Origin of the sequence: Streptomyces sp. AM8-1-1 (assembly GCF_032229325.1) — a bacterium.
Lineage (GTDB): Bacteria > Actinomycetota > Actinomycetes > Streptomycetales > Streptomycetaceae > Streptomyces > Streptomyces achmelvichensis.
In genome coordinates, this window is record NZ_CP135086.1 from 1,687,525 (window position 1) to 1,708,042 (window position 20,518).

Below are 20,518 nucleotides of genomic sequence, written 5' to 3' on the forward strand. Positions count from 1 at the left end.
CAAGCGCCCGCGACCGCATCTCGGCTCTTGCGGCACCGAGTGCCGTACCCCTGCGCCCGGCGGCCGTCAGGCATCGCCCGCTGAAGGAAGTGACAGCTCATGTCCGCACCAGCGCCGTCCCCGCTGGCCATCGTCGAAGCCGAGCCCCTGCCCCGGCAGGAAGAGGTCCTCACGGACGCGGCACTCACCTTCGTGGCCGAGCTGCACCGGCGGTTCACGCCCCGGCGTGACGAACTGCTCGCCCGCCGCGGCGAACGCCGCGCCGAGATCGCCCGCACCTCCACGCTGGACTTCCTCCCGGACACGGCCGCCATCCGCGCGGACGACTCCTGGAAGGTCGCCCCGGCACCCGCGGCGCTGAACGACCGCCGCGTGGAGATCACCGGTCCGACCGACCGCAAGATGACCATCAACGCCCTCAACTCGGGCGCCAAGGTCTGGCTCGCCGACTTCGAGGACGCTTCGGCCCCCACGTGGGAGAACGTGGTCCTCGGCCAGCTCAATCTGATCGACGCCTACGAGCGCCGTATCGACTTCACCGACCCGAAGTCCGGGAAGTCGTACGCCCTGAAGCCCGCCGGCGAGCTCGCGACCGTCGTGATGCGCCCCCGCGGCTGGCACCTCGACGAACGCCACCTCCAGCTCGACGGCCGCCCGGTCCCCGGCGCGCTGGTCGACTTCGGCCTCTACTTCTTCCACAATGCCAAGCGGCTGATCGACCTCGGCAAGGGTCCGTACTTCTATCTGCCGAAGACGGAGTCGCACCTGGAGGCCCGCCTCTGGAACGACATCTTCGTCTTCGCCCAGGACTACGTCGGCGTCCCGCAGGGCACCGTCCGCGCGACCGTCCTGATCGAGACGATCACCGCCGCGTACGAGATGGAGGAGATCCTCTACGAACTGCGCGACCACGCCGCGGGGTTGAACGCGGGCCGCTGGGACTACCTCTTCTCGATCGTCAAGAACTTCCGGGACGGTGGCGAGAAGTTCGTGCTGCCGGACCGCAACGCGGTGACGATGACGGCGCCGTTCATGCGCGCGTACACCGAACTGCTCGTCCGCACCTGCCACAAGCGCGGCGCGCACGCCATCGGCGGCATGGCGGCGTTCATCCCGTCCCGGCGTGACGCCGAGGTCAACAAGGTCGCCTTCGAGAAGGTCAAGGCCGACAAGGACCGCGAGGCGGGCGACGGCTTCGACGGCTCCTGGGTCGCGCACCCGGACCTGGTCCCGATCGCGATGGCCTCCTTCGACGCGGTGCTGGGCACCAAGCCCAACCAGAAGGACCGGCTGCGCGAGGACGTCTCGGTGGCTCCCGGCGACCTGATCGCGATCGACTCCCTCGACGCCAAGCCGACGTACGACGGCCTGCGCAACGCCGTCCAGGTCGGCATCCGCTACATCGAGGCCTGGCTGCGGGGCCTGGGCGCGGTCGCCATCTTCAACCTGATGGAGGACGCGGCCACCGCCGAGATCTCCCGCTCGCAGATCTGGCAGTGGATCAACGCGGGCGTGGTCTTCGAGAACGGCGAGCGGGCCACGCCGGAACTGGCCCGCAAGGTCGCGGCGGAGGAACTGGCGGCGATCCGCTCCGAGTTGGGCGACGAGGCCTTCGAGTCCGGCAACTGGCAGCAGGCGCACGACCTGCTGCTGAGGGTGGCGCTGGACGAGGACTACGAGGACTTCCTCACGCTGTCGGCGTACGAGCAGCTCCGCGGCTGACCCTCCGCATCGCATCGACGCCCCCGGTACCGCACAGCACCGGGGGCGTCGTCGTGTCCGGCCCGGGACGGCCGTCTACTCCGCCGACCTGTCGGAGTGCCCAAGCGTCCGCCCGGGCGCCACGCGGTCCCGCACGAGCCGCTTGACGGCGGTCGGCTCGGGAAACCCGTGCTCGCGCCGGTCCCACACGACGTCACCGTCGACCCGCACGACGAACACCCCACCGGTCCCGGGCTTGAGAGCGAGCTCGTCCAGCTCGGCCTCGAAGGTGGTGAGCAACTCCTGCGCCAGCCACGCGGCACGGGGGAGCCAGCGGCACTGGGTGCAGTACTCGATCTGGACGCGGTGGGTGGGGGCGGGGGCGGCGGGGGTGTTCACGGGAGTGAGGCCTTTCGGCTGGTGAGGGCGGGCGGGGCCGACACCATTGTGCCGAGTAGGGGCGACGGCCGGCCCCGGCTCACTCTCTGGACCCGCGCGTCACCGCACCGCCCCGACCCGCTCCGGTCCGCCCTCCAGCCTGCGCTGCCGGTGCAGCTCCCCGATGTCCGCCGCCAAGCAGTCACGAATGTCCTTGCCCATCCGGCGCCAGCCGAAGAAGTCACACGCCTGCTTGATCAACTCCTCTTCCGACATTCCAGGACACTCGACGGCGAGTTCGCACAGCGCCAGATGTCGTTCGGCCGGAGCGATGTACGTGATCTTGCGCGGCACCTCTCCGTCCTCCGATCGACGGGCTTTCAGCCCCTCCGCTCGCTCTGCAACATCGAAGAATGAGCCCTCGCAGGCAACAAGGCCGGACCGGACCAGAGCCTGCGCGACCTCTCGTACGTTGTCCCGGATCCGGTTGCCCGCGCGCCCCAGTCCCCACGCTTCACGTGCGCGCTGAACCAGCACGTCCTCGTGGACCGGCCCCTCGGCTTCGATGATCTGCGCCAGCGCCTTGCGCAGCGCAGGCCGGGCCTCCACGGTGTGGAGTTCATAGCTCAACGTGACACTCACCATCGCGGTCCGGTACGGGGCACTCCACTCGCGTTCTACCTCGATGTCGACCGGCACACGGGCGTACGCGATTTCGACCTCTCCTTGCTCCTCCGCCCGCGGGGCCGGGACTGTGGGCAGGGCACCAGCTCCGTCCGCAGAGCCGGCCTCGGGCAGTTCGCCAGGCGTCGCAGCGGCCCGGGCAGCGGGCCCGGACGCCGCGAGTGGCCCCTGTGCAATGGCCTGCTCCACCGCCTCCCGCAGCCGCAGTTCCGCCGCCGCCCTGCCCCGGTACCAATCCGTGCCCCAAATCCGGTACAGCCGCCAGCCGAGGCCGTTCAGGACCTGCTCGCGCAGCCTGTCCCGGTCGCGGGCCGCCTTGGAGGAGTGGTACATCGCGCCGTCGCACTCGATACCGAGGGCGTACGCGCCGGGCAGCTCGGGGTGACGCAGCCCCAGGTCGATGCGATAGCCGGCAACGCCCACCTGCGGCTGAACCTGGTACCCCCAGTCGCTGAGGACCGCAAGGACGGACTCCTCGAAGGGACTGTCGGGTTCGGCGTCGGTCTGGAGCACATCCCGGGCGAGGATGGACGGCCCGTTCTCCGCATACTCGAGATAGCGCTTGAGGTACTGGACGCTCTCGTTGGTGCTGTCGGCGAGGCTGGTGCCGCGGAAGGAGGCAACGACCTCCATGCGGTAGCGGGCGCGGGTGACCGCAACGTTCAGACGGCGCCAGCCGCCGCCCTTGTTGATGGGGCCGAAGTTCAGCCCCAGTTTGCCGTGTTCGTCCGGGCCATAGCCGACCGACATGATCATCACGTCACGCTCGTCGCCCTGGACCGATTCGAGATTCTTGACGAAGAAGCCGTCGAGGCGGTCCTCGGTGAAACAGTGATCGAGGTCGGGGCGCATCAGGCGGGCCTGCTGGACGGCCTGATCGATGGCGGACGCCTGAGCCTGGGAGAGCGCGACGACACCGAGGGTTTTCCCGGGGCGGGTTTCGAAGTGGTGCATGACTCGCGCGGCGACGAAGTCGGCCTCCACGCGGTTGTCGCGGCGCCCTCCCCTGTCGTAGACGCCGTCCGCCTTGAGGAAGGCGACGCCGACGTCGTTGCCCTCGTCCAGGGCGCCGGGGAAGGTGATCATCGAGTTCCGGTAGAACTCCCGGTTACTGAAGGTGATCAGGTTCTCGTGGCGGCTGCGGTAGTGCCAACGCAGCGGCAGCTCGCGCATCGCGCCGGCCTTGCAGGCGTGCAGCAGGGACTCGAACGAGTCGGGCACGTCCTCGGCATACTCGTCGGAGTCGTCGTCGACCGCGGAGTCGAAGAAAGAGGTTGGCGGCAACTGCTTCTCGTCGCCGGCCACCACGAGGGTGCTGCCGCGGTAGATGCAGTTGATCGCGTCACTGGGCCGCACCTGGGACGCCTCGTCGAAGATCACCACGTCAAAGTGGTAGTCGGCAGGCAGCAGCTGACTTACCGTCAGCGGGCTCATCATGAAGCACGGTTTGATGGACTCCACGACCTCACGGGTCCGGCCCAGCAGCTCGCGAACCGGCATGTGGCGGGTCTTCTTCTCCGCCTCGCGAGTGATGACCGCGCCGCCTCCGCTGCCGAAACGCCGCGGGCGCCGCTTGTTGCACGCCTCGATCACCGCGCCACCGGCTGCCGCGATCAGGCGCCGGTCGGCTTCCTTGAAGTCCGCCACCCGGGCATCGAGATCGTCGGAGCGTGTGCTGCACAGTCGCTTGTCGGTGGCGAGAATGCCATCGGCCCAGGAGCGCAGTACCGCCTGCTCCACGATGTCCGGCAATTGCTGGGGCTCGACGCCTCGCTCGGCCGCACTCGCGACGAGATCTTCGGCGCTGTGGCGTGCGAGCACGGCGATGCCGTTGCGGTACGCATGCCACTCGTCGGGACCGTGCGGATCCGCAACCAGGGCGTCGATCACCTGCTGCGCCTGGTCGAAGAAGCCGAGCAGGCACGGGGACAGCTGTCCGCCGCGGGCGGCGTCGAACAGGTCGAGCAGTGCCGTGACGGACCGGGACCAGCGCTCGGCGCGGCTCGTCGCGATCGAGCACCAGGTGCCGAGGGAGCGACGGACGTTGTCCGCGAGCAGCACCGGGAGACGTTCTTCCGGATCAGAGTCGTCGGCCAGGTACTCGGCGAGCTGATCCTGACGTACAGCAGCTTGGCTCAGATCCGCGATGCGCTCAGCAGTTGCCAGCGCCTTGTCCACGTGGATCATGGCTTCGAGCGTGCGAGGGGTGTAGCGGCCGAGCAGGGCTGCGTGTGTTTCGACGAGGCGACCGACTTCGGCGGCAGCGTGGTGCCAGGCCAGCGCATGGTTCAGCCGGCCGACGAGCGGCTTCTCCCAGATCCCGTTGCGGGTCAGCGCTGCCACGGCTGCTCGGTCGGCCTTGCACTGGGCGGAGAACCGAGCCATCAACCCGCGGTGCTGGTCGGTGAAACGACCTACCAGCGCTGGAAGTTCGGCAGACTGCAGCACCTGCTCCCCGAAGACGTCTTCCGCAGCGGTGCGTGCCGCGCGCTCGGCGTCCAGCGCCCGTCGCAGTTCCTGCGCAGCGGCGCGGGCCCTGGTGAGTGCGGCGTGGTCGAACCAGCCGCGAGGTGGTCGGCAGTCCGCCGTCGTCAGATCGGCAAGCTCGCAGAGAGCGAACGCTGCTTCCGCGGTGTCCGGCTTCGGAAGGCCGAACAGATCGGCGAGTTGGGCGAGTTGGGCAGAGGGTTCGTCCGGAAGGCCAGCCGTGGGCCCCACCGTCCCATCCGGTAGCCCGGCTCGCAGGGTACGCACCATCTGCTGGAGTTCGCGGACGGAACGGGACTCGTCCTGGGTGGCCGCGAACGGGCGGCGCCCGGAGACCATACGGAGGCCGCTGAGGGCGTCCGCAGCCTCGGAGACCACGCTGTGCGCGTCACTGCCGACCAGCCCGCGCCACGGAAAGGACTCGCCTTCTGCCGCGGGGCGCCAGGCACGGCTGATGGCTTGGGAGGCGGTGGCAAGTTCCTTCAGCGAACCGGCGGAAAGACCGCGCACGGTCTTGGCGCTGTCGGCAGAGAACGGGAGGTGGGGGGTGCCTGCCCGGTCCAGCAGAACCAGACGGCCGAGAACATCGTGCAGGGTGGCCTGCAACGGTTCGCGGGACTGGTTCATGGCAGTGGCGTAGGCCGACAGCTCCTCCCGCAGCCTGCGCGCACGCTCCAATTCGTGCTCTGCAGCCCCGGTGACGCGTGCTTCGGTGGTCAGAACCCGGGCGAGCTCGGTGGCGACTGCCTTCTTGCTGGTGTCGCCACTGTGCAGGGCCATGACGAAGTCTCCGAGGCCGACGCCGCGCAACCGGTTGCGTACGACGTCGAGCGCTGCCGCCTTCTCACTGACGAACAACACGCTGCGGCCCGCGTGCATCAGCGCGGCGATCATGTTGGTGATGGTCTGGCTCTTCCCCGTCCCTGGCGGTCCGCTCATGACGAACGACCGGTTGTCGAGGGCGGCCGCGATGCATTGGCGCTGTGAGGCGTCGGCATCCAGTACCAGGGGGGTCTGCTCGGGCAGTTGTACGTCATCGATGCGGTCCAGCTCCGGCGGGTCGAAGCCGATCAGGTCATCCGGCAGGCCTGCATCCGGGCCGAGGGCAACAGCGCGAACCAGCGGGTGGGCCAGAATCTGGTCCTCGTGCTGCTGAAGGTCCTGGTACATGGCTTCGCGATGCGACGCGAACAGACCGAGCACCATTCGCTCGTCGACCGACCAGTCCTTGAGGCCGGCCGCGACTGAACGAGCGGCGGTGATCACGGCAGGAAGGTCGGTGACTTCCGTCGACGTGACCGGGCCCCAGTCGACTCCAAGTCGTTCCAGCTTCACCGCGAGCGCCGGATTGTGCGTGCGGTCCTGGTTGTCGGCGAGGTGCAGGCGGTAACGGCGGTGGCTGTCACGGCGCAGCTCGACCGGCACAAGGACGAGGGGCGCCGAGCTGCTCTCGTGCGCGCCTTCCTCGCGCCATTCCAGCATGCCGATGCCCAGCCAGAGCACCCACAGACCGTAGTCGTTGTACATCTGGCCGGACTTCTGGCGCAGTTGGTACAGGGCGCTGTCCAGTGTGTTCTGGGTGGTCTTCTGCGTGATCAGCCCGGGACGTGCGTGTGGAACGAAAGCCGCGTCCTCCATGCCGTCCGCCACCGGGGCGAAGTCCCAGCCCTTGGCCAGATCCGTGAGCAGAGCCCCGGCGCTCGGCGAGCTGATCTCCAGCGTCGCGGTCTTCGTGTGGCGGAAGTTGAGCAGCCGGTTACGCCCACCCATGTCCAGTAGCGAGTTGCGCCATCCGTCGAGAACGGCCTTCAAGCGGTCGAGGCCGGGATCAGGGGTGGCAGCGGACACGGATCGAGACTGTTGGGGCATGCGACGACTACCTCCTGAGCGGGGCGCACAGGGGTGTCTACCAGCACAGGTCCCCCCTGGAGATATCTACTTATCAGCCTCCATCTGGCGACACACCGGGGATCACCAACACGACGTTGATTTGTTGTTCAATTTCGGACAAACTTGGCCGCGTCGCCTGGTCGAGACCGGCCAGCAACGATTGAGGACCGCCACCCGGGATCCAGAGCAGCGGCGTGAACCGGCTACCGGTCGACCGGGCCGTTCGGGCGCGCTACCGCACCACGACCGTCCGCTGCGCCGAGAAGTCCCCCCACTTCCCGTCCGGCAGCTTCGCCCGCAGCTTGATGCTGTAGCGCGTGCCCGGCTTGTCGGTGACCGTCATCGTGTACGTCGCCGTCGGCCCCGTCGGCATCGTGCCCCACACGATCGTCGTGGCCGGTTTCCCGTTGAGGTACAACTCGTGGGCCTCCACGGGCTCCCCGCCGGTGTCCGGCGGGGTCCAGGTGAGGTCGATGCTGCCCTTGCGGGCCGTCGCCCTGAGGCCTGTGGGAGCCGTGCTCGGGCCCTTGCCGGGCGCGGCGGGGGTGGTGAGGTCGACGGCCGCGCTGTCGGGCGACGAGTTCTCCGCCGCGTCACGGGCGCGCACGGTGAACGTGTAGACCGTTCCCGGCCGCAGCCCGCTGACCTGTGCGGTCGTCTCGGCACCGGACACGCTGTGGATACGGGTGTCCTCCTGGTAGATGTCGTACGAGGTGACCTCGATGTTGTCCGCGGACTGCCCCCAACTGAGGCTCACCGCCCGGCCTCCGTCGACCTTGCCCTTCAATGCGGTCGGCCGTGTGGGCGCCTTCTTGTCCTCCGGGGTGGGGGCCGGAGTGGTGACGGCGATCGCGGCGCTCGCCTTCGACAGATTCCCGGCGGCATCACGCGCCCGCACGGTGAAGCTGTATGCGGTCTTCGGCGCGAGCCGGTCGATGTCCACCATCTGCTTGGTGGCCGGCAGCGACTTGACCTTGGTGCCCTTCTGGAAGACCTCGTATCCGGTGACGGCGGTGTCGTCGGTGGCGTGCTGCCACATCACGTGGACGGATGTGGCACTGCCCGCCTGCGCGCTGACGCCGGAGGGGGTGCTCGGACTGGTGGTGTCCTTCTCCTCGCCGCCGCAGGCTGTGAGGAGCAGTGCGGCCGCACAGGTCAACGCGGCGATGGTGGGGGGACGTTGCACGGTCGGGCCTCCGCGGACGACGGGCAATGGTCCAGACCTATATGCCACAGTCGGGGGCCGCTCACAAGGGGGTGGGACACCTCGACCCCCCGGCCCGGCGTCGGCACGCCGGAGTCCTGCTGCCGATTCGCCCGTACCCGGTCTGTCACCGAAGGCAGTCGACTAACGTGTACCAGCACATTCACTACCTGATCAGCCGAACGAGGACCCTCTTGCAGACGACCCCGCTCAGCCCCGAGGACCCGGCCGACCTCGGCGGCTTCGAGCTGCTCGGCCGCATCGGGCACGGCGGCATGGGGCAGGTCTATCTCGGCGAGTCACCAGGCGGTGAACCGGCCGCGGTGAAGGTGATCAAGGCGTCCGTCGTGGACTCCGAGGCCCGGCTGCGCTTCGACAGGAGACCGAGATCCTCAAGACGATCTGGGGGCCGCGCATCGCCGCGTTCCTGGACGCCGACCCGGAGGCCGAGCGCCCTTGGCTCGCGACGGAGTACGTGGACGGAGCCGATCTGCGCAAGCACATCACCACCCATGGCCCACTCTCCTCCGTCCTCGTCGCCTCCCTGGGAGCGACACTCGCGGAAGCCCTAGCCGCCGTACACAAGCAAGGGCTCGTGCATCGGGACCTCAAGCCGGCGAACCTCCTCCTCGGCCCCAACGGCCCCAACGGCCCCAAGATCATCGACTTCGGGCTCGCGGTGTTCACCGAGACCGGCGCCACCCTGGCCGCGCCCAACACCGTCATGGGAACCCCTGCCTGCATGTCGCCCGAGCAGGCCAACGGGGGCGCGACCAACCCCTTGCGCTTCCCACGGGCGAACCGGGATTCAGTCGCCGATGAGACGATGGGCCGCGGGCACGGTGCAGCCGAAAGCGATGAGTGCCACCGAGACGAACGTCGGCCAGGCAGCGCCGTTCGCGACAGCGAGACCGCCCATCAGAAGAGCAACGAGAGCCGCCACTAGCACAACGACAGCAGCGTGATGCGAGACTAAAGGCCTGTCCTCTCCGCCCTGCGTTCCGTCGTTCCCACGCATGCGCGGGCCACGAGGATTTCTGCTCATTTTACTGTTCTTCCTCAGTTCTCCGCAGCACCGTCGGACGAGCCACGAAGCGACTGCAATCGGGCGCCGGTCGCGTCGACGATCCAGAAGGACCAGCCGTTGCGATGGGGGGCGACACCTGGCTTGAAGGCCTGAATCACCGCGGTCGCAGCACCACTCGGGGACTTGTAGCGTCCCGCGGCGGGCCCGGTCAGAATCTCCACGCTCTCCGACTCGGCATCGTAAGCGCCCGGAACCCTGTGACCGGCATAGCGCACGTGCACGCCGATCCGACCGCCCAGCTCCTCCTCCCGCGGCTCGTCGATCCCTGCATCGTGAGCTTGTTCAGCCCCCTCCTGGAAGTGCTTCAGGAGCCGCAACACGACCTGCTCGGCGTCCACCCCCCACGCACGCGACAGGAGCGCGATCTGTCCCGCCGCCTCCTTGCCCAGCTTGATGTCCACAACGGGACTCCCTTTCCCTCAACGCTCGGTCAACACCACGACTGTAGAGCCAAGTTGAGCATTCCTGCACGAGTTCCACGAATATCTGCATGGCTCTTGGCTGGTCATCGAACGCCGTGTCAGCGCACATGGCGTCGCCATGGGGGACAGTGCCGGTGGTATGCCGCTGGAGGCGCGGGGTGGAGCGAGGAACGACAATCGGCGCCCTCAGGAGCGGGTGGCGTGCCGGGGCTCCCGTATCGACGAGCGGCAGAGATTGCCGCCTTTCGTCCGGCAGTTGAACGGAGTCGCTGCCCCGTCTGCACACCGGAGCGTCGTACGTCAGACCCGTTTCACATCCATACGAACCCACCCCCAACGAGATAGTCACGCCGCTCGCTGCCGAGCTCATCGCGTGGCCGCCTCCCCCTGGTCCATGGCGGGGTTCTGCCACCGCCTCTCCGGCAACAGGCCAGAGAACCCCGGAATCACGCCAAGCTGACGCACACCACCCAAGAGCGATCACCAGTTCGATAGACATGGGGGTGACCCGGTGATCGGCAACGCGCCGACACCGCACGACCCGGGGGTTTACATCCATGCCAATACCGTGGTTCCGCCATGCCCGTGGACGGACGATCGCGCTGCTCACCGTCGCCGCGCTGCTGCCCGCAGCGGCACCGTCCGCAGCATCCACCGGTCCCGACGAACTGCGCGTCGAGACCTACGTACTCCCGTCCGGCGCGTCGGCGTTGACCTTCGACGAGCTACGCGCCGCCGGTGCGGCGGGGAGCCTGCACCGACTGTCGGACGACATGCGGTCCAAGGGCAGGCTCGCCGCCGAGACCGTGGGGCCGGCCGCGTCATACGCACCACTGGCGACAGATCCGTCCGCCGTCGCACCCGCACCCGCACCCGCACCCGCACCCGACCGGACGCACGGTGCCGTCACCCGGTTCGCACCGATGGCCACCTATCCCGAGCCCGCCCGCACGATGACGTACGACGAGTGCCGCAACGGACTCGGCAGCACGCAGAAGTTCTTCATCAAGTCCCGGTTCGCCGTGTGCTCCGGCGCGACGTTCCTCCAGACCTGGCTCCAGAACAACCGGCCCGTCGGCGAGAGCATGTTCAACGTCCGGGTGGTGGGCACCATCCCGCTGAACAGCCGCAAGATCACGTTCACCTACTACTTCACCGAGATGCAGTCCACCGGCAGGACCGCGACGTCGGCCATGAAGGTCGCAACGAAGGGCGCGATCCCGCAGAGCTGGCCCTCAGGGGTTCGCTACACGCAGGGCGGAACTCCGCCGGGAACCAGGACGTTCGACGAACTCAAGCGGCAGCGGACCTATACCCATACCGTCAGCGCGGCACCGGGTCAGGGGAGCAGCAGTTCGGACAAGGTGTTCTCCGTGTACGAACCGGTCGTCACCATCACGCCGCCGCCCGGCTGGAAGCTGGGCGGTGAGCTGACCGGCAAACTGTTTATTCTCGCACCGCGTTGGGACGCCGCCATCTATCTCGCCAACTCGACGGGTGGGGGAACGCCCACGCACAAGGGCGCGGCGACCTTCAGCTACCTGCCCACTCTGACGTACAGCGCGAAGGAAGGGGCCGAGGAGAAGGCGGTGGCCGAGCACATCCGCACCGCCTTCACCAAGCCGCTCGACACCAAGCCGTACATGTCCGCCAAGAACGTGCCCGGGCAGAACACAAAGGCGCCGCTGCACCGCCTGGTGCAGAAGGCCCGCAGGGACGACAACCGAAAGGCGGCCGTCAAGCAGTGCAAGCGGTACTGGGGTGACGGATACGCCTGGGGCGGCACGCGCGAGTGTGACGAGTACCCCTTCGCCACGACATACGAGGGCGCCGCGCAGGCTGACCATGACTCGGAGGCGAAGAAGTTCAACTTCTCGGTCCTGCCGGTGGCCAAGGCCGACAACGGTGCCGCCGGCAGTCTGCTCCTCGGGTTCTACGCGAGGAACCGTCTCCTCGACGGCCTTGACGACGGGTTCCTGGTGAGAATCGCCTCGTAGTCGCCAATGGGTGGGGCCGTTGCCCGTGGACGGCCACGGCCTCACCTCCCAACCGGCGTCCCACCGCGCCTACTCCGCAGGCCAGAAGCGGATGAGGTAGCGCTCCACGCCATCGGCGGTGCCCGTCTCGGCGGACTGACGCTCGACCTCCGCCCGTCCGGCGGAGTGTACTTGGACGCGCCAACGGCCGCCCCCGGCGGACAACGGGATGTCCTGCTCGGTCCGCCCCAGGCTCATCGACCAGACCGCCACGATGCCACTCATGGAGACGTACTCGCCCTCCCCGTACTCGTCCCAGCGACTGCGATCCTCCTCCGGCGGCCGTCCGTCCCACACCTCGGCGGTCACTGCGGCGGTGTGCGTGTGACCGGCACTGAAGATGTCGATCCGGCCGGGGAACAGGCTGAGGAACTGCCCGAAGACGGAGTCGTCCGGGTAGGGCACCGGGAGGGTCGCGTCGTCCGACTCCTGGAGGCAGAAGCTGTGGTAGCCCACATCGGCTCCGAATCGCATCTGCCGCATCAGGTTCGCCACACCAACTCCTCGTCACGCGTCACACCGCACCGCACCGCCGCAGGCATGGGTGACACCGTAGCGGCGAGTCACTCCCTTCGGAGGCACTGGCCACGGCATGCCGCATTCGGGGAGAGGTCACCGGTTTCCGCCAGCCTCTTCCCGAACTTCCGCGTGGGTGCCTACCGTCGTGGCCACGGAGGACTCGCCGTCCGGGTGGGGGATCGTCTCCGAAGCATCCAAGGAGCAGCCCGCGCTCAAGCGTTGTACCGTCTGCCGCAGCGTGTGGCGGTGAGGAAGCTGGTCATGACGACCTGCGGAAGGCCGGCGCATCGATCCTGTCGACAAGGGATCCCGGACCGCTGGTCGTCGCGACGACCGAGCGTGGGCCGGTCCGGGCACCGAAGGACATCGGCCGCGCCGAGCGTCTGAAGCGCATCGAAGCCCTGCGGAAGAGTGATCCGAAGTTGAACCCCGCACGGCAAGAACGCGGCGCGTGGCAGTCGTTCCCAGCCCTCAGCGGTGTCACCAAGCCGCCGGCCGCCGGCCACCTCGGCCCAGCCCTATTGCGGCGCAGGTGGTGGTACGTCTTCCCGGGGCTGTTCGCTCTCGCCGCGGTGCTTGGGCTGACCCTGTTCGTTCCTGCGGGGTGACACCGGAGGTCTGGCGTCGTCCCGACGGGCGTGACGATCCTGAACAACCGTGCCGTGAAGGCTGCGCGTACGCAGAGCGTGCCTCCGCGTACAGAGGAACGCCGTGCGCGCGTACTCCCTGGTCACAAGGGTCAGCCCGCCCTCAGTGTGAGGGCATGAGCCGACCGATCACACAGACTTCGGCGCCCGTCCGCGAGTTCGCCATGCAGTTCACCTCGACCCCGCGCGGGGCGCGCCTCGCCCGGCGTCTGATGTCGCACTGGCTGCACGAGTGGGGCCACCCCTACGAGGGTGAGGGCAACCAGACGGTGACCCTGGTGGCAGCGGAACTGGTCGCAAACGCCGTCACGCACGGGTACGTCCCCGAGCGGGACTTCAACCTGCGGCTCACCGCAACGCCCGACACGGCACGCATCGAGGTCACCGACACCAGCTCGGAGCGACAACCGGCGTCGGGGCCACGCCCTCACGCGTCGGACCGTGAGTCCGGCCGCGGGCTGCTGCTCGTCGAGGCGTTGGCCGCCGACTGGGGTGTGACCCCGAGGACCACGGCGCCGGGCAAGACGGTGTGGGCGGTCCTCCCACTCTCACCGCCGGGTGCCGGTCCCACCGGCACCCAGGGGTCGACGCTCCGCCAGGACGCGTGACGTGGGCCTGAGGCTGCGTCAGATGATGTGTGTCGGCTCCGGCCACGACGTCGGCGGCGGGCCGAACGCGCGGCGACCGGCCCTCACCGTCAGCGTTGCGAGGGCGGCGTTGGCGCCCCCACCGATCACGGCGCCGATGCCGAACGGTGCCACGCGTCCTAGGACGATGATCCCCTGCTTGGTCCCGTACTTGGTGACGAAGTTCTTCCCCAGGATCTTGTTGATCTGACGCAACGTCTCGACCGGTACCTTGGCCACGACCTGACGGCCCCAGTGCTGGCCCGTGCGCTCGGCGACCTTGGTGATGGTGGCGGAGCCCGATCCGCCGAGCATGACCCCCATCACGATGGTCCGCCGGCGCTCGATCTCGTCGATGGAGACTCCGTGGACCTCGGCCACCGAGAGCGCGAACAGGGCGCTGAGCTCGAGCGAGGAGAGCGCCTCACCCGCCGACAGTGCCAGCGCGACTCCCGTGCCGACGCCGGGTGCGGCGGCGGCTCCCCCGACCGCGGCGCCCGTCCCGGTCAAGGCGCTGACGTACATCCGCTCCAGAGTGCGGAGCACCTCGGCCGGTGTCGCCTCCGGGTTGCGCTGGCGAGCTCGCGCGATGTTCTTGCGCACCAGCGGGCTCTGGGCGGCTATCGCCTTGTCCAGCACGGCGAGAACTTTGTGCTCGCGTCCGTCTTCCGCCGGCTCCGGATCGTCAATGTCCTCTGTTGCCATGTCCTGACTCCTCGCATCGTTGTGTGTATCGACTGCATCCCCAGCCCGGCCGGCCGCGCGGACGCGCGTAAGCCAGTGCAGGCCGCTCAGACGGCCGGCTCCTTCGCGTCCGACCATGCGGGACGCTTAGAGCCGCCATTCCTCGGCGAGCAGGCCGACCAGTTGCTTCTGCCGTGAACCGACGAGTGCGGGGTTCCACTCGGTGTGCTGGAGCACCTGGGTCGTCAGCGCGAAGGGCACCACCCCGTTCCGGCCGGCGAAGTAGGTGGCCTTCTTCACGGCGAACTCGTGGTTCTGGGCTGCCGAGTTCTTGACCCGGTTGAGAAGGACCAGGTTTCCCAGCCGGTGGGTCCAGGCAAGGCGCTGCTCCTCGTCGAAGAGACGGGTCCACTCGGAGTCCGGCTTCGGGTTCTGCGGCAGGACGTGCTCGACCGTGATGATTGGGTGGTCGTACGTGACCCCCTGGCCGCGTGCAAGAACCTCGTCGACCCTCAGGAGCACGTACTTGCGGATCCTGCCAACGAGGTAGAGGTCGCCGTCCAACTTCGCCCGCGTCTCGGCACGTTCCGGGTCCGACAACTCCAGTGCCTCGGCGTCGAGTCCGGCGCCCTGATCGAGCTGGCGCAGCAACTCCGCGTACCGGGTGACACGGGGAGTGGTGTAGACGCGCCGGATGAACATGCTGGCGGAGAGCCGTTCCAGTGCCCCCAGGAACCGGTCGAGCCACACGGGGTCGTTCTCGCGGTGGCGCAGCGCCCAGAGCGCTGCGGGGCGCCAGTCGTTGTTGTCGACCTGCTGGAGCCTGCGAAACCACGTGTTGACCTTCTCGGCTCCAAAGGGTGCTTCGTAGACGGCGTCGCGGACCCGGACGTAGGCGTCGGCGTAAGGGCGGAGCACGTCGTTGACGAACACCTCTCCCTCGCCGGGGAGGTAGCGGCTGAGCACCTGCTCCGGGAACTCCTTGAGCAGTTCCTGCTCTGCCCGCTTCTTGGCGTAGATCATGCGCAGGTGGAGGAAGAGGTCGGCGAAGTCGTCACGGCCAAGGGCTTCCTCCGCGTCCTCCCACGCTGTGGCGCACTGACCGGCGGTCGGCTCGGGAAGGTCTCCAATGATCCGCGCCTTGAAAATGTCAGTGGGCGAGAGGTCGAGTCCGCGCGAGTTCATGACACTGAAGATGCGGTGCGCGCTGTCCAGGTCCGGGGTACTGACGACGACCAGATAGGTCCGCCCGACGAGCATCCGAAGCAATTCCAGTCGACGCCTCTCCGACCAGATGGCCACTCTGTCGTGCAGCGCCCGTGCGTTGCGGATGATCGCCCTCTGCGCATCAGTGTCGAGCTTCTCCGGCACGAGGGTGAGCAAATGCGGTACGGCTTCCTTGTTCTGTACGTATCGCTCGAAGAAGTGCTTGTCACGCTCACGCAAGGCGAGGCGCGGCTGCTTGGCGAGCCCCTGGATCTTGTCACCCGGCTCACTCACGAGCTTGTCCAGGTCGTCCCGGATCTCCGCGTCTTCTGCGACGTCACGCAGCACGGAGAGCAGGATGGTCAAGGTGGTGAGCCTCTGCTGGCCGTCGATGACCTCGGCACGCGACGTCCCGCTGTTCTTGACCAGCACGATCGAGCCGAGGAAATACGGCTCCTCCGTGCCTCGGTCCAGAGCTTCCACGAGATCCGTCAGCAGCTGGACCGCCTGCTCCTCCTCCCAGGCGTAGGGGCGCTGGTAATCCGGGATGTGGAAGTCGTAGTCACTGCTGAACACCTTGTGCAAGGGCATCTCGTGTGCCTCGAGCTTTTGCATGGCCCCATGATGGCGAGGCGGAGCGCTAGGCCGTGGCCGAATGCGTAGAAACATGGATCATCGGCTACCGATGCCGTGCTCCGGGTACGTTGTCGTCCACCGCAAGACTCGGAGCGATACGGGTCAGGTGTTGGACGTGCCCGAACCGCGTCCACGTCGCCGCGGTTCCCCTGCCGGTCGGGTCGGCGCCGTACGCACTGGACTCCAGTCATCCTCTGCGGCGCTCCGGGTGTGCGGACGGTCGTCGCAGAAGGAGTTGTGATCGACGATTCACATGGCGGCCGCTCGGACCCGGTCAGTCCGCTCGACTCCTCGGATCGAGGTCGCTCCAGGAGTCCCCTCCCTGGTGGCTCTTCGTCGGAATGTCGATCGTCCGGCAACCGGCCGCCGGAGGCTTGAAGCCGACCCTCAGCACTGCCCTGGCCTCGCAACCCGCATAAGATCATTGCCAGAGACTCGGCAGCTTGGGGGAGCTATGGGATTCGAAGCGGATTGGGCGCAGCACACGTCCCACGCCCGTGCGAGGCACGCAGGCGGGATGGAGCTGAACAGCACCGGCTCGTCGGGCACAGCTGACGCAGCCGACCTGGTGGTTCACCAGGACGACCTGGGGTTGGTCGGCAACGAGGCATTCCGGGTGCACGGAGAACTGCGGAAGGGTGCCGACGTCGCCGGAGCGGGCGCGGGGTCCGACGGCGTGGGTTCGACGGCCCGCGCCGCAGCCGAACTGACAGCGCGGAACTTCAGCGCGGGCGGCGAACTCCTCATCACGCTGGAGGTCTGGGAGTCGCAGGTGAAGACAGTGCTCCAGATGTACGCGCACATCTCGAACCACCTGGACTTTTCGAAGAAGTCCCATGCGCGGGACGAGGCCGAGATCGCCGCCTCCCTGAGGGGACGTGACGGCACTGCCGTGCCGGTGTCCGAGATCTCGAAGTACGTCAAGTAGGGGACAAATCATGGGGGCTTTCACCTACACAGACCTCATCGAGGTCGACCTCGCACGACTGGATCAGTCGGCTGACCACTGGCGAGCGGTGGCCAGTAAGCTCGAGCGACTGAGGACAGACGTGTACAGCGGGCTGGTACAGCTGTCGGACCGGGCCAGGTGGGCAGGGCTGAACGCGATCGTCACGAAGGACTTCGTCCGGGCGTCGGCCAAGGAGGTCTTCGATCTTCACCACGAGGCGAAGAGCATTGCGGCTGTACTCGAGGACGCCTGCGGCGAACTCAAACACCTTCAGAAGCGCGCCAGACAGCTGACGGCCGAGGCCCGGAAGGGAAATCCGGATCGCGCCGAGGGCCCTGACCCCGGGCTGCTGGTGACCGATGCCGGCGACGGAACCGTCAAGGTGATGGAAGCTTTCTGTGACGCCGACGGGGCCTCCCAGCGCACCAAGGACATGATGCAGTGGTACGCGGACACACTCACCGCTCTCGTCAGCCATGCCGCCGAAGTGGACGCGGCTCTGACACGGGCGCTGCGACGCAGCCACGGCAGTGATCCGTACAACGCCGGGCACGCCACGTACACCTCGTTGGACGAGGACCAGATCCCGCGTGCCACCAGACTCGCATCACTCGGAGACCGCGCCAACGCCGAACAGCGGGCCGAACTTCAGCGGCTCTGGCAGTCCCTGAGCCCGTCGGCACGTGCGGACCTGTGGCTCGGCCACAAGAACGATCTGCTTGCCGCGGGGGTTTTCTCCCCCACCGTCAAGCAGGTGGCCCCCGATCCCGGGGCCGGCCTCTACGGGACAGAGAAGCCGGGAGCCGCCGACCGCAGGACGCGGGAGAAGATGAACCTCATCTCCGAAGGCGCGGACTGGATGGGTATGAGCGACGCCTCCCGCCACATGGCCCACTACCTGGGCAACAGCGGCAGGGACATGACACTCCCGGTGGACAAGATGATGTCCGACGACTCCGCCTACCGCGCTTATGTCGACAAGGCGATCACGAGCAATGAGGCCAGCTGGCGCGAGCAGGCGTTGCAGGAGTTCCACCAGAACGGGGGCCGGCCCGTGGCGTTTCCCGTCGAAACCCAGAACCTCCGGGACTACTCCTTCCCGCAGGAGACCCAGCAGAACTGGTACTACGCGGTCGGTTCCACGCGGACCAACGTCACCGGTGTGGTAACTGTCGTTCCCGACACGAACGGACAGCCGCAGGTCAGCCTGGACTACCAGGTCAACGCATGGGACCGCTACAACTGGGACGAGAACAAGGGCGTGACCATTGACGGTCCCGCGGGGGTGGACATGAGCATCCCCGATGGCGACATGGCGCGCCTGCACACGGTAGGTACGGCGAAGGAATTCGACATGGCGGGCAGCAGCTCGGTCAAGCACTACGACCTGGGCTCCACCACGTCTCCGGCCCCCCTGCCTGCACCCGACGAGGCAGGCCGTGAGGGCGGACGAACGGATCCGGGCCGCGAGCAGCAGAAGGGAAGGTGATCGGCAGCCATGAAGCGATCCGCCGACGACGAACGTGCCGGCCTCTCCGTTGCGGCACGGCTGTTGATCTCCGGCACGGCTGTGATGGTGGTCATGGCTGCGGTGGTGAGCGGGATCCTGTTCAGCGGCAGTGATGTATCCGTCGGCAGGGCAGAGAAGGCCGACGCGTGCTGCTGGCGCGAAGGCGTCACACCGGCAGCGCTGAGCGAGCTGATCGGTATCCGGATTCCCGAACCAGCGACAGACCGACGCGCGGGCCACAAGATCGGCGAGCGCGACGACACGGGAGTTCTCGCCTTCACTCTCCCCACGGACGACGCCGATGCCTACACGTCCCGCCTGTTCCGGAAGGGAACGCAAATGGTCGGCAACCTTCACCCGCAGGATCAGGACTTCCGCCCGCCGGACGGTTTCGCCCACCTCGGCCTGCCGGAGCCGGAGACCCTCGTCGAAGGGTTGACACAAGGCAGCGAGTGCCCCGACGAGTTGACCACCCCTGAGGGCAGACACCTGAAAACGTGTATCGACCTCTTCGCGCACGAACTCGGCGCCGGTGTCACCCGTATCTACATCAAGGCGACGGTTTGAAAAAGGAACGACGACCGCCCCCGATGCGGCCCGGACCCGATCAGTCCACTCGGAGACCGGCGCGTACATCAGGCGCCTGCACCCCACTCAGGCCAAGCTCGTGGAACGCGACTACTCCGGCCCTGCCCGGGTGGGCGGCGGCCCCGGCACGGGCAAGACCATCGTCGCGCTGCACCGCGTCAGGCACCTTGTGTCGCAACTGCCTGCCGGGCGAAACCGAGCCGGTCCTGCTCACCACGTACAACAAGAACCTCGCGGCGGACCTGCGGGTCCGCTGGAACTCGGCGGTGAAGAGCTACTGGGACGCGTGGAGATCAGCCGTGTCGACCCGTTGGCCCTGCGAGTCGTGCGAGTCGTGCGAGTCGTGCGAGAAGCCGAACCCGGCAACAGCAAACAGACCATCGACGACAACCCGGCTCCGCGTGAGTGGCGTTCGATGCTCGGCGAACTCAATGAGTCGGGCTGGGACGCCGAGTTCCTCACGAAGAGTGGACGCAAGTGATCCTCGGCCAGGCGGTCGCCTCCCGGACGGACTTCCTCCCTGCCGGCGCGCCGGCCGCGGCAGGAACGTGACCCGGCCGGAGAGGGCCGAGATCTGGCAGTTGACGGAGCGGTTCTTTCAAAGGGCTGGAACACCCCGACTCCCCTAGGACGCGTGCCCGAGGCGCGCCGTGACTCTCGCGCCGGCATACGGAGTTCGAAGGGCTCGACAGCTCACGATCGGCCGGTCGCGTCGATGTGCTGTTGGAGCGTCTGGGCGATCTCATCGACGCTTCCGTACGGGGGAAGATGCCCATGGGCGTCGTCACCGTTGTTCAACGCCATCTCACTGGTGAATCGGACCAGATCGGGCGAAGGGACGAACGAGTCGCGCAGCCACAGGGCGAACCTTGCGGCCTCGGCTGCCGACGCGTGCATCACCATGACCGAGCCGACCTCCGGACAGGGGGTGGTAGCCAGCCCTTCCAACCACACCCCTGCACCCAGCGGCACTTCGAAGGTCAAGGCCTCGGCCGACCGCGGCCCCAGGTCTGCGCCCCAGGAGGTGGAAGCTCCGGGAAAGGCTTCCACGATGCCTGCTGCGAGGTCGTCGAGCCGCAGGTGCCAGGCCGCAGCGTCGTCGACGGGCGGCGCGAAACTGAACGTTGTCCTCAGCACATCGCGGTCCGTCATTGCGTCTGACCCTCCTACGGCACAGCGTGAGCCGGCTGATACGCGGCTCATGGCCGTCATGCTCTGTCAGTTGGGAGCGGATCGCCCTGCGCTCTTGATGGCCTCCAGGAGA

General features: G+C 67.7%; 15 protein-coding genes and 1 pseudogene. 8 read left to right on the top strand and 8 right to left on the bottom strand.

From position 1 onward, the window contains the following. The first annotated feature begins 99 nt into the window (after window positions 1–99). The gene (aceB, locus tag RPQ07_RS07665) at window positions 100–1,722 is read left to right on the top strand and encodes a malate synthase A (RefSeq protein ID WP_313943303.1); all 1,623 of its coding nucleotides are present in this window, start codon (window positions 100–102) and stop codon (window positions 1,720–1,722) included. A gap of 75 nt (window positions 1,723–1,797) precedes the next feature. Here aceB and RPQ07_RS07670 read toward each other — a convergent pair whose 3' ends face one another. The 3 genes from RPQ07_RS07670 to RPQ07_RS07680 form a co-directional block, all read right to left on the bottom strand. Next, window positions 1,798–2,100 (bottom strand): SelT/SelW/SelH family protein, encoded by a 303-nt coding sequence (locus RPQ07_RS07670; protein ID WP_313943304.1) that lies wholly within the window; start codon window positions 2,098–2,100, stop codon window positions 1,798–1,800. Window positions 2,101–2,199: 99 nt separating this feature from the next. Further along, entirely contained in the window at window positions 2,200–7,098 is a 4,899-nt protein-coding gene (locus RPQ07_RS07675) for a DUF3320 domain-containing protein (RefSeq protein ID WP_313943305.1), read from the bottom strand. Between the two features lie 274 nt (window positions 7,099–7,372). Beyond that, window positions 7,373–8,326, bottom strand: coding sequence for a fibronectin type III domain-containing protein (locus tag RPQ07_RS07680; protein ID WP_313943306.1), 954 nt, complete (start codon window positions 8,324–8,326; stop codon window positions 7,373–7,375). Between the two features lie 445 nt (window positions 8,327–8,771). Here RPQ07_RS07680 and RPQ07_RS07685 point away from each other — a divergent pair, with 445 nt between their 5' ends. Then, a complete protein-coding gene (locus RPQ07_RS07685) occupies window positions 8,772–9,290 on the top strand; it encodes a protein kinase domain-containing protein (protein ID WP_313948816.1) in 519 nt (172 codons plus the stop codon). Between the two features lie 113 nt (window positions 9,291–9,403). Here the strand turns inward: RPQ07_RS07685 and RPQ07_RS07690 are convergent, their stop codons facing one another. Next, a complete protein-coding gene (locus RPQ07_RS07690) occupies window positions 9,404–9,832 on the bottom strand; it encodes a hypothetical protein (RefSeq protein WP_313943307.1) in 429 nt (142 codons plus the stop codon). A gap of 578 nt (window positions 9,833–10,410) precedes the next feature. Here RPQ07_RS07690 and RPQ07_RS07695 point away from each other — a divergent pair. After that, complete coding sequence (locus tag RPQ07_RS07695) at window positions 10,411–11,850, top strand: hypothetical protein (RefSeq protein WP_313943308.1); 1,440 nt, start codon at window positions 10,411–10,413, stop codon at window positions 11,848–11,850. Window positions 11,851–11,919: 69 nt separating this feature from the next. On the opposite strand, the gene RPQ07_RS07700 is transcribed toward RPQ07_RS07695, so the two are convergent. Then, complete coding sequence (locus RPQ07_RS07700) at window positions 11,920–12,384, bottom strand: hypothetical protein (protein WP_313943309.1); 465 nt, start codon at window positions 12,382–12,384, stop codon at window positions 11,920–11,922. 787 nt (window positions 12,385–13,171) lie between these two features. On the opposite strand from RPQ07_RS07700, the gene RPQ07_RS07705 reads away from it, so the two are divergent. After that, the gene (locus tag RPQ07_RS07705; protein WP_313943310.1) at window positions 13,172–13,663 is read left to right on the top strand and encodes an ATP-binding protein; all 492 of its coding nucleotides are present in this window, start codon (window positions 13,172–13,174) and stop codon (window positions 13,661–13,663) included. Between the two features lie 18 nt (window positions 13,664–13,681). On the opposite strand, the gene RPQ07_RS07710 is transcribed toward RPQ07_RS07705, so the two are convergent. After that, window positions 13,682–14,386, bottom strand: coding sequence for a hypothetical protein (locus tag RPQ07_RS07710; RefSeq protein WP_313943311.1), 705 nt, complete (start codon window positions 14,384–14,386; stop codon window positions 13,682–13,684). A 126-nt stretch (window positions 14,387–14,512) separates the two neighbouring features. Next, complete coding sequence (locus tag RPQ07_RS07715; protein ID WP_313943312.1) at window positions 14,513–16,186, bottom strand: DUF262 domain-containing protein; 1,674 nt, start codon at window positions 16,184–16,186, stop codon at window positions 14,513–14,515. Between the two features lie 475 nt (window positions 16,187–16,661). On the opposite strand from RPQ07_RS07715, the gene RPQ07_RS07720 reads away from it, so the two are divergent. From RPQ07_RS07720 to RPQ07_RS07735, 4 genes and pseudogenes are all read left to right on the top strand, one after another. After that, window positions 16,662–17,135, top strand: a complete 474-nt coding sequence (locus RPQ07_RS07720; protein WP_413777709.1) for a hypothetical protein — start codon at window positions 16,662–16,664, stop codon at window positions 17,133–17,135. A 10-nt stretch (window positions 17,136–17,145) separates the two neighbouring features. Further along, the gene (locus RPQ07_RS07725) at window positions 17,146–18,645 is read left to right on the top strand and encodes a hypothetical protein (RefSeq protein ID WP_313943314.1); all 1,500 of its coding nucleotides are present in this window, start codon (window positions 17,146–17,148) and stop codon (window positions 18,643–18,645) included. Between the two features lie 9 nt (window positions 18,646–18,654). Then, a complete protein-coding gene (locus tag RPQ07_RS07730) occupies window positions 18,655–19,233 on the top strand; it encodes a hypothetical protein (protein ID WP_313943315.1) in 579 nt (192 codons plus the stop codon). A 73-nt stretch (window positions 19,234–19,306) separates the two neighbouring features. After that, window positions 19,307–19,859 (top strand): annotated as a pseudogene (locus RPQ07_RS07735) (UvrD-helicase domain-containing protein); the annotation flags it as partial. A gap of 88 nt (window positions 19,860–19,947) precedes the next feature. Here RPQ07_RS07735 and RPQ07_RS07740 read toward each other — a convergent pair. Beyond that, window positions 19,948–20,406, bottom strand: coding sequence for a hypothetical protein (locus tag RPQ07_RS07740; protein ID WP_313943318.1), 459 nt, complete (start codon window positions 20,404–20,406; stop codon window positions 19,948–19,950). Between the last annotated feature and the right edge of the window lie 112 nt (window positions 20,407–20,518).

What these genes read in the sequence shown, in the direction of transcription:
- aceB (WP_313943303.1), top strand. Translation starts at nt 100, where the DNA reads ATGTCCGCACCAGCGCCGTCCCCGCTGGCCATCGTCGAAGCCGAGCCC.
- RPQ07_RS07695 (WP_313943308.1), top strand. Translation starts at nt 10,411, where the DNA reads ATGCCAATACCGTGGTTCCGCCATGCCCGTGGACGGACGATCGCGCTG.
- RPQ07_RS07705 (WP_313943310.1), top strand. Translation starts at nt 13,172, where the DNA reads ATGAGCCGACCGATCACACAGACTTCGGCGCCCGTCCGCGAGTTCGCC.
- RPQ07_RS07710 (WP_313943311.1), bottom strand. Translation starts at nt 14,386, where the DNA reads ATGGCAACAGAGGACATTGACGATCCGGAGCCGGCGGAAGACGGACGC.
- RPQ07_RS07715 (WP_313943312.1), bottom strand. Translation starts at nt 16,186, where the DNA reads ATGCAAAAGCTCGAGGCACACGAGATGCCCTTGCACAAGGTGTTCAGC.
- RPQ07_RS07720 (WP_413777709.1), top strand. Translation starts at nt 16,662, where the DNA reads ATGGGATTCGAAGCGGATTGGGCGCAGCACACGTCCCACGCCCGTGCG.
- RPQ07_RS07725 (WP_313943314.1), top strand. Translation starts at nt 17,146, where the DNA reads ATGGGGGCTTTCACCTACACAGACCTCATCGAGGTCGACCTCGCACGA.
- RPQ07_RS07730 (WP_313943315.1), top strand. Translation starts at nt 18,655, where the DNA reads ATGAAGCGATCCGCCGACGACGAACGTGCCGGCCTCTCCGTTGCGGCA.
- RPQ07_RS07740 (WP_313943318.1), bottom strand. Translation starts at nt 20,406, where the DNA reads ATGACGGACCGCGATGTGCTGAGGACAACGTTCAGTTTCGCGCCGCCC.